Source organism: Paenibacillus piri, assembly GCF_004354045.1.
Taxonomy (GTDB): domain Bacteria; phylum Bacillota; class Bacilli; order Paenibacillales; family NBRC-103111; genus Paenibacillus_S; species Paenibacillus_S piri.
In genome coordinates this window covers 57,648-71,730 of the sequence record NZ_SMRT01000002.1, presented here as the reverse complement: position 1 = coordinate 71,730, position 14,083 = coordinate 57,648, and the positions used below count along the sequence as shown (strand labels likewise).

The window sequence follows — 14,083 nt, the reverse complement described above, 5'->3', positions numbered from 1 at the left end:
GCACATCATTTCCTAAAAACAATAAAAAAATCCTTGGTTCGAACCAGGGATTTCATCTAAACAATCTCCATTTGTCCATGAACCAACGCCATACCTGTTCAATGGGAAAAGGGGTATCCCCGCGTTCGACTCGTTTCCCTATATAATAACAAGTATATACGATAAGGGCAAAAATTAACATATCCCAGAAGCCGCAAATCAAATAGAGGATTCCAAGCAGAACACCCGCGGCGCCGCCCAACGTTTTGCCCCTGTGCCGTTCCCATAGATGTTCCCACAGCCGATTCCACATGTTGGAGCTCACCTCTATTCCACTCGACTTTTAAAGGTTGGGGCAGCTTGCTGATGAATATTGGCGACGAATACCGTAACTACCGCAACCGGAATGCCGGTAATTTCTTCAATATGGCTTTTTACGCCGGATTGCATCTCTTCGGTAAGCTGCGGGATCGGAATGTCGCCGTCGACGATCACCCGGATTATAATTTCCAAGCCAGCGGGACTTACACGCACGCGAGCTTTCAAATCTTTTACGCCGCGAGTTCGTCTGGCCGCCTTCAACGACAGGTTCTCGACCGTCTCCATTGAAATTCGGATGTCCCCGTAGTCGGTGCGCTGATCGATGGAAGGCACGCTGGATTTGCCTCTCCGGACGGATATGTACAATAAGCGGATGCTGATTAATGCAGCGATGGCCGTAATCGAAATGAACGGAATGGCCGTATGCATATCAAAATAAACATGCTGGGCGAAATTGCCCGCCCGATCTATCGAAATCCAGCCGAATGCGCAAACTAACAAAACGCAAGCGGCTATCAAAACAACGAGACTCAAAATAAACAGCAGCAATCTGTCTACGACTTTTACCACGAAACCGGACTCCTTCCTAATTAGAGGAAACCCCCTTGCGTTGAAGGGGGTTAGCCAAACATGTATTTAGCTGATAAGAAGGCAGCCTCCATGTGCACTTTCTTCACATCAACCATGACTAGCGCTCACGCTTTGGAATAAAGACACCGCCCCGCGTTACCGTTGCATCTACTTCACCCGATTGGGCGCCGTTTCGGCAGGTTCCTCCACTTTTTCAGCCGCTTTAAAGATTACATCATGAATATGCACATTGACTTGAACGACATGAAGTCCCGTCATCGATTCGATGGCATGCTTCACATTGGCCTGCACTCCGGATGCGACCTCCGGAATTCGGGTGCCGAATTCAATCACAATCGAAACATCGATTGACGCTTCGCGCTGTCCGACGTCTACCTTGACGCCTTTGGACATGTTCTTGCGTCCGAGCAGTTCAGCTATACCGCCGGCGAAACCGCCGCTCATCCCGGCTACGCCCGGTACTTCAATGGTAGCCATTCCTGCAATGATCTCGATGACTTCGGGCGCAATCTGAATCGTTCCGATGTCCGTTTTCTCATAATCCGCAGCAATGATCGTCATAATTGGAGCCTCCTTGGAAGTTTTACGACCGCAAAGCATAGTTTCTTATACATCGTCTGTCACTATTATGCATATGCGCGAGTCACGTAAAACTTGTCTTAGTCTATACTATATCACTATCATAAAATGTTGACAAATTGCCGGATTACGAGTTTGGATCGTTCACGTCATGCTCTTCGAGAAACTTAATGTCAAAGTCGCCGGCTACAAATTTTTTATGCTCCAGCAGCTTCAAGTGGAACGGAATGGTAGAAAAGATGCCGTCGATGGCAAATTCGGCCAGCGCGCGCTTCATCCGCTCAATCGCATCACCGCGGTCTTTGCCCCAGACGATCAGCTTGGCGATCATTGAATCGTAATGCGGCGAAATCGTATAGCCCGGATAGGCCGCGCTGTCCACCCGTACGCCAAACCCGCCCGGCGGCAGGTAAAATTGGATTTGGCCTGCGGACGGCATAAAATTGCGGTCAGGGTCTTCGGCGTTGATTCTGCACTCGATCGCCCATCCGTCAATCCGGACATCCTCCTGACGGAACGAAAGCGGATCGCCCTCGGCAATGCGAATCATTTCTTTGATAATATCGATTCCCGTAACCAGCTCCGTAACCGGGTGCTCAACCTGAATCCGGGTGTTCATTTCCATAAAATAAAACTGTCCGTCCGAACCGAGCAAAAATTCCAGCGTACCGGCTCCCGAATAATTGACCGCTTTCGCCGCGCGAACCGCAGCTTCGCCCATGCGCGTCCGGATCTCCTGCGTTAAAATCGGACAAGGCGCTTCTTCCACCAGCTTTTGGCGTCTGCGCTGCACCGAGCAGTCCCGCTCTCCCAGGTGAACGACATTGCCGTGCTTGTCGGCCAGTATTTGAATTTCCACGTGCTTCATGCCCGTCAAATATTTTTCCAGATAAACGCCTGCGTTGCCGAAGGCGTTTTGCGCTTCCTGCTGGGCGGTCGTAATTTGCTGGATCAGCATCTCTTCGTTTTCGGCGATCCGGATTCCTTTGCCGCCGCCGCCGGCGGTCGCTTTAATAATAAGCGGATAGCCGATTTCCCGTCCGAGACGGACCGCATCTTCCATATCTTCGACAAGCCCGTCCGAGCCCGGAATAACGGGAACGTTCGCTTCCTGCATCGTCTGTTTCGCTACCGACTTGTCCCCCATGCGGCTGATCGCATCCGGCGACGGTCCGATGAACGTTATATTGCAGCTCTCGCAGATTTCCGCGAAATCGGCGTTTTCGGCCAAAAATCCGTAGCCGGGATGAATCGCGTCCGTATCCGTTAATGTCGCGACGCTCATAATATTCGTCAAATTCAAATAGCTGTCTTTGGATGAGGTCGGGCCGATACAATAAGCTTCGTCGGCCAGGCGCACATGGAGCGCTTCTCTATCGGCTTCCGAATATATCGCAACGGTGGAAATGCCTAATTCGCGGCATGCGCGAATGATTCGTACGGCGATCTCACCGCGGTTGGCTATCAGAACTTTTTGAAACTTCAATGGGTATTCCTCCTAAAAGTTTTCGCGTTAGCGAAAACTGACTTCGTAAGCGCAGACCGGATTTTCGCGTTAGCGAAAACTGGCTTCGTAAGCGCAGACCGGATTTTCGCGTTAGCGAAAACTGGCTTCGATAAGCGTAAACCGAGTTTTTGCGATGGAAAAAACTGGCATTTCATGCATAACCGAGTTTTTGCGATAGCAAAAACTGACTTCGTTATACGGGCATTACTCAGGCTTTACCAGAAACAGCGGCTGGCCGTATTCAACCAGCTGGCCGTTTTCTACCAGCACTTCAACGATTTCGCCCTTGATTTCGGCTTCGATCTCATTCATCAGCTTCATGGCTTCGATGATGCAAACGACTGATTTCTCTTTCACGCTGCTTCCGCTGGAAACAAAGGACGGGGCGCCTGGCGACGGAGCTTCATAGAAAGTTCCTACCATAGGTGATACGATTCTATGTAAGTTGGCATCCTGATCGGACGGCTTGTCACCGGCCGCCAATGCCGGGGCGGACTGTAATGCTTGTCCTGCTGCCGGTATGGCTGCAGGCTGGGAAACGACCGATTGAAACGCGTTTTGCTGAGGCGCAGCGCTGACAACGACCGTTTCCGTTTTATTAGGTTTGCGGATCGCAAGACGCGAGCCTTCGCTCTCAATTTCCAACTCTTGCAAAGAGGTTTGATCCACTAATTTAATTAATTCCTTGATTTCGCTAAGTTTAAACACATGATTCACTCCTTCAACGATGGTGAAACAATAACGTTGTTATTATATCACATAGATAAGAAATGGAAAGAGTCCAGTTGACCCGGACTCTTTTTTTCTGCTTTCGTATTTAGCTGTTCGGTTTAAGGCACATATTGGACGACAATTTTTTCGGGACCGACGCTCATTTCGTTCATCACTTTTTCGACGATGCTGACAGCCTGGCTTTTTTCGAGCTTATTGCTTTGCACAGTAATTCTCCACTTGCTCGAATCCTCCGTAATGACGGCTTGCGGGAACTCTTTCATCAGCGTTTCTTCCAGGCTGCTAACTTTCGCTTCGTTATCCTGGATTTTTCTAAGCTCGGCTTCCGCATTGGCGGCAGCCTCCGGCGTTTGCTTCGTATCGGAGATGATGGTCATCAGCTTTTCCGTTTTCTTCGCCAAGTCTTCATTGCGCTTCAAGCCTAGCGCCGTAAAATAATCGGTTCCGGATTTGGCTTGTGTCGAAACCTGTTGCAACACCTTTGCGTCCGCTGCGCTTACCTGGCTGTCTGCTTTGGCATCCGGCTGCGTCGTTTTGGCGTCGGCCGCCGCAGTGCTTTTCCCATCCGTTGGCGATTTCTTCGCATCGGCCGCCGCACTCCCTTTGGCGTCGGGCTGGGCTGCTTTGGCATCGGTTTTGGCACCCGGTTGGGATGCGTTGGACTGCTCGTTTGCCGCACCGGGCGTTTTGGTGCTGCTTTCCTTTTGCTCGGGCTTCGATTTGTCCGCAGCAGGCTGCTTCCCTTCAGGCGTTGCGGCCGCACTCGTTTTTTTGTCGGTTGGAGCGCTTGCCGGAGGAACGACATTCAGGTCGTTGGTGTTGACGACGACTTCTTTCACATTGGTGCCTGTCGTGCCTGTGCCGGATGTGCCGTTAGCCGGGCTGGCGCCGGTTGAAGTAAACTTCAGATTATTCACATCCTCGGTAAAGAGGTAGTAGGCGGACAGCACAACCATCAGACTAAGCATGGAAACCAGCCAAATTGTTTGTCTTTTCGAATTCATGATTTCATTTCCTCCTTGAATTTGGATTTATATGGTTGACTTATTGTTTTCGCGGAAGGATGGAGATCCGGTTCGCCGGTACATCCAAGCCGCGTTCAACCGCTTCGGTGATCATCTTTTTGACTGTCAGGTTCTCAGCACCTTTCGCAACAACTAGAACCCCCCTGATTTTCGGCTTGATCGTCTTCAGCACCAAAGGCTGCTTGCCTCCCGATACTTCATACAACACAACCTCCCCGCTCCGTGAAACGTCCGTAATATGGCGGGTTGCCCCATGCTGGTCTTTTTCATTGGTTACTTGCTGCGTATCCTTCGTGTTATGTTCCACCATAATTTCTTCCGTCGATTCAATCGTAACCAGTACTTCCACCTCGCCGACGCCGACGATTTTCGTTAAAATCTCTTTCAGCTGCGTCTGATACGCTTCTTCGTATTCCTTAAAGGCATGCTGCTCCTTGCTGATCGAACCGCCGATTGCCGGTTTGGCTTCCGGAGGGGACGCTCTTCCCTCGCCGATGGGGTCAACATCCTTCACGGTCACATAGGAGTTGAGTATCATAATCACTGCGCCTGCCAGCCCGAGCAGCAGCAGCCAGCGAAACGTCGCCACGCGCTTCGTTCCGTTCTGCCCTCCACCCAGCCATGATTCCAGCCATTTCATCAAACCGCCCATCAGTTCACCTCCCCGCATCAAATATGGCGATCTAAAATTGCATTTTATCGTCTATCGCAGCTACCTCCACTGAAATACGCTCGACAGGAATTTGCCACTCCTTGTTCAACAGCATCTTGATTTGCGTTTGCAGCTGGGCGGCCGCTGGATCAGTCTGGTTGCCGGATCCGCGTTCTTTCGTTCCGCCGGCGGACATGTCAAGCTTGTCGGCCTTGTCCTGCGAGCCGCCGAAGACGGCTTCAGATTTGGGCGCGATCGTAATAGTTACCGGTTTGACCGGCTCTACCGTCATCGGTTTGACGGAGCCGGACTTTTCCTTATCGAGCTTTTCCGGCGGGACTGCGGCGGCTTGCACGTTGACTTTGCCAATCTGCAGCTGACCGTTGGCGTCCTTGGCCGTTTCTACTTGAATGCCCGTAACTTTCGTCGCGGTGGATTGCTCGATGCTTCGCTGCATCAAATCGCCGACCTGCTGCCGGACCAGCCGTTCGGACTGCTCGGCTTGACGGCTTTTCAGCTGCTCCGCCTGCTGTTCGATGCTGCCGAGCGTCTGCATCGCAGCCGCCCCTCCTTGTTGGGCGCCCAAGCCGGGAGAACCGGAGAACATGGTGTTCGCATCGGCCAGCAGCCGGTCGACCGAGACGTTTTTTTGAAACAGGGAAAATAGCGGTTGAAGCAGGGTCAGCATTATAAACAGGCTCATAACGGTTTTTACATAACGCTGCATCGTTTGATTCGGCAGCAGGATGTCCACAAACGTCGCAAGCAAAATGACAAGGATGATCGATCTCAGCCATTCGCCCAACCAGTCCACTTGTCAACGCTCCTTTCCGTCTGCCCGCTGAGCGTTATCGCCCGCATCGCCTGCAGTTCAACGCATCATGACTGAAAGATTGCCGGCTGTAATCAGGATCGTAATAGCCAGGAAAAACATCAGTCCGACCACGGCCAATGCCGCGAATACGTAGATTAAGCTTTTTCCTATCGTTTCCAGGCAGGCGATCATCGGATTGTCGCCGAGCGGCTGCATGATCGCGGCGGACAAATTATATATCAAGGCCAGCGCCATTATTTTCAAAGCAGGAAATGCGCAAAGCACGATGATGATGACAACGCCGGCCAAGCCAATCGCGTTCTTTACCAGCAAGGATGCCCCGATGACCGTTTCGGACGCATCCGAGAACATTCGCCCCACAACGGGAACGAAATTTCCGGCTATATATTTGGCTGTTCGGATCGTAACTCCGTCGACGACGGCGCTTCCGACTCCCCTGACCGAGATGACGCCGAGAAATACCGTAACGAAAATGCCGAGACAGCCTACGCTTACCGTTCGAAGCAGATTAGCGAGCTGAGTCACCTTGTATTTATCCGATAAGGCGCTGACGATATGGAGCACGGCCGAAAAGAACAGGAGCGGAAACACAATCAAGTAAATCGCAGTCCCGACGGCGTGAATCATGAACACGATCAAGGGGTGGAGCACCGAGACCGATACGACATTGCCCATCGAGGCAAGCAGCGTCAGCAGCAATGGAATGACGGCCACCATGAAATGAATCATGTCCGAAATTGCCGCATTGGCGTAGCTGATCGCCACGCTGAAGCTGTTGATCGCCATAATCATCAGCACCATAAATGCGATTGCATAGGCGACCTTGCTGACCGTATTTTTCTCAAACGAGCTTTGCATCGTTTCCAGCAGCATGCTGAATATCGTCAGGATGACGATGGAAGCGAGCAGTTTGCCGTTATAGAGCAGCTCGTGAAAAAAATAGCGGAATATGCCGGTAAAGATCGAGCTTAGTTTGAACTGCTTGGCTCCCGTCAACAGCTCCATGAAGGTCGGCGTTTTACTGTCGGGAAAATACCCCCCGTACTTCTGCATCAGCTGATTCCAATATTGCTCGACCGGATCGGTCTTGAGCCGTTCGGCCTGCTCCTTGATGATTTGTTCAACCGGAGTTGAGGCGTAAGCCGGGGCGACCGCACCCCCGAATGCATCGCCCGTGCCAAGGCCAAACCCGTATACGGTAAACATCATCAGCAGCATCAGCAATTTCAAGGCATTGTGCCTGGGAGGCTGCGCCGGCACAATCCTTCCCGCCTCTCGGGAAGACGGACGAAAAAGCTTAACGATATTCAGCGGCTTATACGGCATCATAGCGTCATCTCCCGGGTTCCTCCGTCTGCTTCTCTGTACGCCCTGCCTTAGCCTTATGCCGGCAGAAGCTTGACCACCGTTTCGATTATGACCGTGACAATCGGGATCGCCATTACCATAATGAGAATTTTACCGGAGAGCTCGATCTTGGCGGCAATGGACTCCTGTCCGGCGTCCCTGACAATCTGTGCGCCGAATTCGGCAATGTAGGCGATACCGATAATTTTCAAAATCGTTTTCAAAAAAATCATGTTGATGTTGGCCTTGACCGCCAAGTCTTCCAATATTTGAATGACGGCCGAAATTTTACCGATGAGAAACAAAAATATCGTGATGCCTGTAAAAGCTGCGAGCAGGAAGGCGAAGATCGGCTTCTGCTCTTTGATGATCAGAATCAGTATCGTTGCAAGAAGGCCCAAGCCTACAATTTGGATCATTTCCAAGACGATCACCTCTCCTGTAAATACGCAGAATTTACAGGTAATCCGCTGCCCGCGAAACAGATGGACGATCATATTTTTCCTGTACATTCGCTTCGACGATCTTCTGGCTGCCGGCACCCGGAAGCCCGGGCGAACGGTCGCTGCAAGCAGCTGCTACTGGAATAAAAAAATCGTTTTGATTTCCTTGAACAAATTGTCCAGCAGTCTGACGACCATGAACAATACGATGACAAACCCGATCACCGTTACCCAGTGCGCCATATCCTCTTTGCCCATTTGCTTCAGGACGGTATGAATCATCGCGATAATGATGCCAATTCCGGCGATCTGAAATATCGCGTTCACATCTACATTCATTCGCGGCACCTCACCTCCAGCCTCAAAAGCCATTAACCCGCCTGCAGTCGAACCCGGATACCCGCCGCCTTGCAGCATGCGCGAATCGCTAATACATCAGGATGACGATTAGCGCTCCCATCAGCAGTCCCAGGCTTCTCCACATACTCTCGTACCGCTTGCGCTCCTCCTGGGCACTTTCCAGCTCGCCCTGCAGCTGCTGTACAGCCAGCCGCAAATGCTTCACCTGGTCCGCACCGTCCGATAAACCCAACGTATGCCCAAGCTGACGGACGATGTGCTGCTCGTTCGGCTTCATGGAAGTCAGCTTCCAATCGTCCGTAACGACCTGCCGCCATATGTGCTGCACCGAGCGGCCGGCCTCCTTCAGCAATTCCTCGGCCGTATGGCGGAATACCCAATGAACGGGTGCCGGGCAAGCAAGGGCAACCCGCAGCAGCGCGTCCGGCAGCGGTGTCGAGCCGTATACGATTTCCGTTTCCAGTCTCTGCAGCGCCCGGATCAAATCGGCGATCTGTTTCGGACGGCGCGAGTACTGCTGCGCCTGATAGAAGCCGAATAAGGTGGCCGACAGCAGAATGAGCAGCGCACCGAGAAGCTTCATCATGATGTTCCCCTTCCCGGAGCGGATGGCCGCCCCTGATACAGCGCCGGATTTCCCGTCCAATCGATGATATGAGATGAGGGGCTGCCCCGTTCCTCTCTCCAGGCCGCTTGGCCTGCGGCGCTTAAAACCGGTTCGGCGGGAAGCATTACCCGCTTGCCCAGCGCATCGTAAACCCCTTCCAGCGTACCCGCTCCGCCCCGCTGACTTAATACGACAATCCGGTTAAAGACGCGCTCGGCCAGCAGCTCCCTCAGCACCGGCCGCTGTTTGACATCGTCATGGTTCAAGCCGTGCGCGGTCGCAATGACGCGTATGCCCGCATGAACCGCTTCGTGAATCGCCGCCGCATCCTCCGCTCGGCCGATTTCATCGACGATGAGTATTTCCGGAGACATGGAACGGATCAGCATCATCATGCCTTCCGCTTTCGGGCAGGCATCAAGCACGTCCGTGCGGGGACCGAGCTCGAAGCGGGGCACCCCTTTGACGCAGGCGGCGATTTCCGACCGTTCATCTACAATGCCTACCTTGTAGCCGCGCTCCAGACAGCGGCCGCCACTGTCCGCCGGACCGCTGCTGACGATCCGCGCCAAATCGCGGATCAAGGTTGTTTTGCCCTGCAGAGGCGGCGAGACGACCAACGTGTGATGAAGGCTTGCGGCGCCCTGCTTCATGTCCAACAAATAAGGAAGCACTTTGGCGGCCGCGCCTTTGCGCTCCTTGGCGATGCGAATATTGAAGCCGGCAATGTCTTTCAGAAGCTTGACCTTCCCATGCTCAAGCACGGCTCTCCCCGACAGGCCTACCCGGTGTCCGCCTTCCACGGTGATGTAGCCCCGTCGAAGCTCTTCCTCGAACGTATAAAGCGAGTGAAGCGTCAACGTCTCCAGCAATGACGCGCAGTCTTCCCGGGTCGGCTTGTAAGCCGACGCCGGATGATCGCACAAGCCGGATTGGTCGGACACGAATCCGTATTGGCGTCCCCAGCCAATTTCCAGCGGACGCTGCTCGCGAATCCGGATCTCTTGCATTTCCTGCAATATTTGATTTGGTAGAGTTGCTAGTTTTTGCCGCAAAGGGGCAGAAAAAAGCCGGAGCAGCGATTCCATTCCTTTTTATCACCCCAAGCTGTCCAATCTTAAAAACTTGTACTTTATATTCATATGTATGCTTGGACTATTGGAATATGACAAATTTACTTTTTCAAAATCCCGATAAAAATGCAGCTGACACCGGCCAGCACCCAGATCATTTTGCCGAATGAAAGCTTATCCGCCAATCCGACCAACCCGATTGTCGTCGTCGTCAGCAGCACAAGCGGGCCTACCATGGCCAGCCCCGTATTGACGATCAGCGCCTTCTCGATTTGGTTGAACCGCAGCATGATCAGTGCGGCAATAATCTCAATCGTACCGGACATCATTCTAAGCGAGGCCATGCTCAGCACAATCTTGTTCAGCAACGCGTTCTCCTCCTTCAATCCGTCATTCCGTAAATGGAAGCTCTGACAAGCTTCTCTATCAATCTATGCTTAGCCGTCTTATTTTAGGCATGATGGGCACACCGTAAATTCAAAATGCATATGATGACACTGAAACTCATTACAAAAGGAAACAGCGAGGCGATAAGAACATGGAGGTAACGTCACATCTCAAGTGGCATCCGCAGCTCAAAGATCCGTCCAGCAGACGTACGGAAAAGCCGAGACGGCTAGGTAAAACGATGGTAATCGATAAGGGAATGGGCATCCATGCACTCGATGATTTGTTGCAAACCGCGGGCGCTTATGTGGATATGCTAAAAATGGGATTTGGAACGTCCCCTCTTTATAAGACGGATTTGCTGCGAAAAAAAATAGAAATGGCCAAAGCCGGACAAATTCTCGTTTATCCCGGCGGTACTTTTTTGGAGGTAGCCATTCAGCAGAAAAAAGTCGACGCTTATTTTGATATGGTCAGCTATTTGGGATTTGACGGCATGGAAATTTCGGACGGGACGATTCATGTCGACCGCGGGCTGCGCAACGAGCTGATTCAACGGGCGAAGGATTCAGGCTTCACGGTCATTACCGAATACGGAAAAAAATGTTGGGGCTCATCCATCGAAATTGCCGAATTAATAGAAACGGTGATCATCGATGCCGAGATGGGCGCGAGTCTTATTACGATCGAGGGCCGGGAATCGGGCAAGGGCGTGGGCATCTACGATGAAAACGGAGCTTGCAAGGATGATGATATCGAGCAGGTGCTGGAGCAGGTGCCAAGCAGCGACCTGCTGTTATGGGAAGCGCCGCAAAAAGAGCAGCAGGTGCATCTGCTTAACATGCTCGGCTCCAATATCCATCTTGGAAATATCGCCCCACAGGATTTGATCTCGTTGGAGGCGCTGCGCAGAGGACTGCGGTCCGACACGCTGCATTTCGGCGGGGAAGCTGTCGAAGCGGAAGGCGATTGGGAAATTTAGGCTTACGAAGCAGCTTTCCTTACGGAAAGCTTAGCGTATGCTTTCGAAGCAGTTTTTGCTAACGCAAAAACTTGGAGGAGGAACCAAAGTGGAAATAACAGTAATCCCCAGCGTAAACGAAGCGCGCGCAGACGACCTGATCAACAAAACCGTTCTCGTGATCGATGTGCTGCGGGCGACGAGTACGATGCTGACGGCGCTCGCGCATGGCTGCCGGGCGATTTATCCGGTGGAGACGGTATTGCAAGCGAGGCAGCTGCAGCAGCCGGGCTATGTGCTCGGCGGGGAACGCGCGTGCAAAAAAATACCCGGATTCGATTACGGCAATTCCCCGTTCGAATATATGGATGACCGAATCGCCGGCAAGCATTTGATTATTACGACGACCAACGGCACCCGCGCCATTCAAAAATCGTCCAAAGCCTGCACCGTCATCGCGGCCTCGCTGCTGAACGGCAAAGCGTGCGCGCGCGAGGCCGCGGCCTTGAACAAGGACATTGTGATCCTATGCTCGGGCACGCAGGATGTATTCTCGTTCGAGGATGGCATATGCGCCGGTCAACTGGTAGGCGAGCTGCAAAGTTTGCTGAAAGACCGCGGAACGGAGTGGAGCGTCAATGATTTCGGACTCAGTATGCTGTACGCCTTCCAGCAAGTACAGAGCGATATCACCCGGGCGCTTATGAACTGCTCCAACGGAAAACGTTTATGCAAGCTCGGTTTTACCGACGATGTCATTTATTGCTCACGGTTGAATTTGATTCAGATGGCTCCCGTTGTCCGCGGCGGCAAGCTGTCCGCACCCTTGGTGGACCAGCTGACTTAATCCGGTTCTAAAACACGGCTCCCCTCATACAATTAGAGAGAAATCCATGAGACAAGGAGTCCTCCACATGTACGGTGACATTTTGCTCGTCGTTCTCATCATTATCGGACTGATCGGCCGCTCCCATATCATTACGACGGCGGCTTGCGTCCTGCTGATTGTCAAGCTGATTAACCTCGATCGGTATTTGCCGACAATAGAACGCAGGGGACTTGAGCTGGGGCTGCTTTTTTTGACAATGGGGGTATTGGTTCCTTTTGCCAGCGAACGGATTTCGTATAAGCATGTCGTCAGCATTTTTACTTCCTGGCCGGGAATATTGGCTTTATGCGGAGGCGCAATCGCGACTTATATGAACGGCAAGGGGCTGGATTTGTTAAAAATAGACCCACAATTAATTGTGGGTCTTGTCATCGGTTCGATTTTCGGCATTATATTTTTGAAAGGGATTCCCGTTGGCCCGTTGATGGCCGCCGGAATTACCGCATTTTTACTGAAGGTGTTCACCTTCGTCTACGATAAGATCCGCTAAGGGACGAGCCCTGGCGGAATGCCGGCGCTTAACGTCTTTCGGATGGGCCTCCGACGAATGCCTGTTGATCCGTATCCAAACCGTACGCCGTATGCAGCGCTTGAATCACTTCGTTCAAACGGTTGTTTTCGATTACGCAAGACGTTTTGATCTCGGATGTGCTGACCATGTTGATGCTAAGTCCGAGGTCGGAAATCGTTTCGAACATTTTGGCTGCGACGCCCGGCGTGCTGACCATGCCCGCACCCACAATGGAAACCTTTACCAAATTTTGCTGCGAGCTTACTTCGCGGAAGCCGACTTCCGAACGGATGCTTTCGATAACGTCGACAGCCTTCTCCTTGTCGTTCAACGACACGGTAAAGGAGAAATCGGCGAGCCCGTTAAGGACGCCGCTCTGTACAATAATATCCACGTCAATCTGCGCATTGGCGAGAGCCGTGAACACTTTGGCCAGCTGGCCCGGCTTCTCTTCCACTCCGAGAATACTGATTCTGGCTACATTCTTATCGCTCGCAATTCCGCGAACAACGATTCCTTGCTCCATCGCTGCTTCCTCCTTCACATTCGTACCTGCATTATGGTTGAAGCTGGATCTGACGACCAGCGGCACATTATAATTTTTGGCGTATTCGACAGCTCTCGGATGAAGCACGGCCGCACCCAAATTGGCCAGCTCGAGCATTTCATCATAAGTGATCTCAGGAAGCTTGCGCGCGCATTTGACCACCCGCGGATCCGTTGAATAAATGCCGTCCACATCGGTATAAATTTCACACACGTCCGCCTGGATCGCCGCAGCCAAAGCTACGGCCGTCGTATCGGAGCCGCCGCGTCCCAAGGTCGTGATTTCGCCCTCCTGCGTCATCCCCTGGAATCCGGCTACGATAACGACATTTCCCTGCTTCACGGCGTGCAGCACCCGTTCAGGCTTAATATCCGTAATTCGCGCCTTCCCGTGAACGGCTTCGGTATACATCCCGGCCTGCCAGCCCGTAAACGACACGGCCGACTGTCCCAGGCTATGTATAGCCATCGAAAGCAGCGCAACAGATACTTGCTCGCCTGTCGTCAACAGCATATCCATTTCTCTCGCCGGTGGCGTACCGTCGCTAATTTGCTTCGTCAAATCGATCAAATCATCCGTCGTGTCGCCCATGGCGGAAACGACTACCACGCATTGATGACCATTCCGCTGTGTCTCGACGACCCGGTTGGCCACGCGCTTCATCCGCTCCGCATCACCAACGGAACTGCCGCCAAATTTCATAACAATAAGAGACAAAGCTGTTCACTCCCTACCCG

The 14,083-nt window shown here is 52.4% G+C and carries 18 protein-coding genes; 3 read left to right on the top strand and 15 right to left on the bottom strand.

Features of this window, described 5'->3' with window-relative positions; all coding sequences use genetic code 11:
- Nucleotides 1-52 precede the first annotated feature (52 nt).
- The 14 genes from E1757_RS05105 to E1757_RS05040 all read right to left on the bottom strand — a co-directional run bounded on the left by E1757_RS05105 (nt 53) and on the right by E1757_RS05040 (nt 10,419).
- On the bottom strand, nt 53-292 hold the full coding sequence (locus E1757_RS05105; protein WP_133225780.1) for a DUF2273 domain-containing protein: 240 nt from the start codon (nt 290-292) through the stop codon (nt 53-55).
- Nucleotides 293-306: 14 nt separating this feature from the next.
- Entirely contained in the window at nt 307-870 is a 564-nt protein-coding gene (gene amaP, locus E1757_RS05100) for an alkaline shock response membrane anchor protein AmaP (RefSeq protein ID WP_133225779.1), read from the bottom strand.
- A gap of 168 nt (nt 871-1,038) precedes the next feature.
- Nucleotides 1,039-1,452 (bottom strand): Asp23/Gls24 family envelope stress response protein, encoded by a 414-nt coding sequence (locus E1757_RS05095; RefSeq protein WP_133225778.1) that lies wholly within the window; start codon nt 1,450-1,452, stop codon nt 1,039-1,041.
- A 145-nt stretch (nt 1,453-1,597) separates the two neighbouring features.
- Nucleotides 1,598-2,956 carry an acetyl-CoA carboxylase biotin carboxylase subunit gene (gene accC, locus E1757_RS05090; RefSeq protein WP_133225777.1) on the bottom strand — a complete coding sequence of 453 codons (1,359 nt, stop codon included), beginning with the start codon at nt 2,954-2,956 and terminating at the stop codon, nt 1,598-1,600.
- A 225-nt stretch (nt 2,957-3,181) separates the two neighbouring features.
- Entirely contained in the window at nt 3,182-3,685 is a 504-nt protein-coding gene (accB, locus tag E1757_RS05085) for an acetyl-CoA carboxylase biotin carboxyl carrier protein (protein WP_133225776.1), read from the bottom strand.
- A gap of 122 nt (nt 3,686-3,807) precedes the next feature.
- On the bottom strand, nt 3,808-4,713 hold the full coding sequence (locus tag E1757_RS05080; RefSeq protein ID WP_133225775.1) for a SpoIIIAH-like family protein: 906 nt from the start codon (nt 4,711-4,713) through the stop codon (nt 3,808-3,810).
- A gap of 40 nt (nt 4,714-4,753) precedes the next feature.
- The gene (spoIIIAG, locus tag E1757_RS05075) at nt 4,754-5,386 is read right to left on the bottom strand and encodes a stage III sporulation protein AG (RefSeq protein WP_133225774.1); all 633 of its coding nucleotides are present in this window, start codon (nt 5,384-5,386) and stop codon (nt 4,754-4,756) included.
- Nucleotides 5,387-5,417: 31 nt separating this feature from the next.
- Complete coding sequence (gene spoIIIAF, locus E1757_RS05070; RefSeq protein WP_133225773.1) at nt 5,418-6,200, bottom strand: stage III sporulation protein AF; 783 nt, start codon at nt 6,198-6,200, stop codon at nt 5,418-5,420.
- 57 nt (nt 6,201-6,257) lie between these two features.
- Entirely contained in the window at nt 6,258-7,439 is a 1,182-nt protein-coding gene (spoIIIAE, locus tag E1757_RS05065; RefSeq protein ID WP_133226568.1) for a stage III sporulation protein AE, read from the bottom strand.
- 164 nt (nt 7,440-7,603) lie between these two features.
- Nucleotides 7,604-7,993 (bottom strand): stage III sporulation protein AD, encoded by a 390-nt coding sequence (gene spoIIIAD / locus E1757_RS05060; protein ID WP_133226566.1) that lies wholly within the window; start codon nt 7,991-7,993, stop codon nt 7,604-7,606.
- 153 nt (nt 7,994-8,146) lie between these two features.
- Complete coding sequence (gene spoIIIAC, locus E1757_RS05055) at nt 8,147-8,350, bottom strand: stage III sporulation protein AC (RefSeq protein ID WP_133225772.1); 204 nt, start codon at nt 8,348-8,350, stop codon at nt 8,147-8,149.
- Nucleotides 8,351-8,438: 88 nt separating this feature from the next.
- Nucleotides 8,439-8,957 (bottom strand): stage III sporulation protein SpoIIIAB, encoded by a 519-nt coding sequence (gene spoIIIAB, locus E1757_RS05050; protein WP_133225771.1) that lies wholly within the window; start codon nt 8,955-8,957, stop codon nt 8,439-8,441.
- On the bottom strand, nt 8,954-10,066 hold the full coding sequence (gene spoIIIAA / locus E1757_RS05045; RefSeq protein ID WP_133225770.1) for a stage III sporulation protein AA: 1,113 nt from the start codon (nt 10,064-10,066) through the stop codon (nt 8,954-8,956). The genes spoIIIAB and spoIIIAA overlap by 4 nt, the downstream gene beginning before the upstream one ends.
- Before the next feature lie 86 nt (nt 10,067-10,152).
- On the bottom strand, nt 10,153-10,419 hold the full coding sequence (locus E1757_RS05040; protein ID WP_133225769.1) for a YqhV family protein: 267 nt from the start codon (nt 10,417-10,419) through the stop codon (nt 10,153-10,155).
- A 170-nt stretch (nt 10,420-10,589) separates the two neighbouring features.
- Between E1757_RS05040 and comA the strand changes: the two genes are divergently transcribed.
- From comA to E1757_RS05025, 3 genes are all read left to right on the top strand, one after another.
- A complete protein-coding gene (comA, locus tag E1757_RS05035) occupies nt 10,590-11,420 on the top strand; it encodes a phosphosulfolactate synthase (RefSeq protein WP_133225768.1) in 831 nt (276 codons plus the stop codon).
- Nucleotides 11,421-11,508: 88 nt separating this feature from the next.
- Nucleotides 11,509-12,246, top strand: coding sequence for a 2-phosphosulfolactate phosphatase (locus tag E1757_RS05030; RefSeq protein ID WP_133225767.1), 738 nt, complete (start codon nt 11,509-11,511; stop codon nt 12,244-12,246).
- Between the two features lie 67 nt (nt 12,247-12,313).
- Nucleotides 12,314-12,778 carry a DUF441 domain-containing protein gene (locus tag E1757_RS05025; protein ID WP_133225766.1) on the top strand — a complete coding sequence of 155 codons (465 nt, stop codon included), beginning with the start codon at nt 12,314-12,316 and terminating at the stop codon, nt 12,776-12,778.
- A gap of 28 nt (nt 12,779-12,806) precedes the next feature.
- Here the strand turns inward: E1757_RS05025 and E1757_RS05020 are convergent, their stop codons facing one another.
- Nucleotides 12,807-14,063 carry an aspartate kinase gene (locus E1757_RS05020; RefSeq protein WP_133225765.1) on the bottom strand — a complete coding sequence of 419 codons (1,257 nt, stop codon included), beginning with the start codon at nt 14,061-14,063 and terminating at the stop codon, nt 12,807-12,809.
- Nucleotides 14,064-14,083 lie beyond the last annotated feature (20 nt).

Coding starts and splice junctions, on each gene's coding strand:
- spoIIIAG (WP_133225774.1), bottom strand. CDS start 5,386: ATGGGCGGTTTGATGAAATGGCTGGAATCATGGCTGGGTGGAGGGCAG.
- E1757_RS05105 (WP_133225780.1), bottom strand. CDS start 292: ATGTGGAATCGGCTGTGGGAACATCTATGGGAACGGCACAGGGGCAAA.
- spoIIIAE (WP_133226568.1), bottom strand. CDS start 7,439: ATGCTGCTGATGATGTTTACCGTATACGGGTTTGGCCTTGGCACGGGC.
- spoIIIAB (WP_133225771.1), bottom strand. CDS start 8,957: ATGATGAAGCTTCTCGGTGCGCTGCTCATTCTGCTGTCGGCCACCTTA.
- spoIIIAA (WP_133225770.1), bottom strand. CDS start 10,066: ATGGAATCGCTGCTCCGGCTTTTTTCTGCCCCTTTGCGGCAAAAACTA.
- spoIIIAC (WP_133225772.1), bottom strand. CDS start 8,350: ATGAATGTAGATGTGAACGCGATATTTCAGATCGCCGGAATTGGCATC.
- E1757_RS05095 (WP_133225778.1), bottom strand. CDS start 1,452: ATGACGATCATTGCTGCGGATTATGAGAAAACGGACATCGGAACGATT.
- E1757_RS05080 (WP_133225775.1), bottom strand. CDS start 4,713: ATGAATTCGAAAAGACAAACAATTTGGCTGGTTTCCATGCTTAGTCTG.
- comA (WP_133225768.1), top strand. CDS start 10,590: ATGGAGGTAACGTCACATCTCAAGTGGCATCCGCAGCTCAAAGATCCG.
- E1757_RS05025 (WP_133225766.1), top strand. CDS start 12,314: ATGTACGGTGACATTTTGCTCGTCGTTCTCATCATTATCGGACTGATC.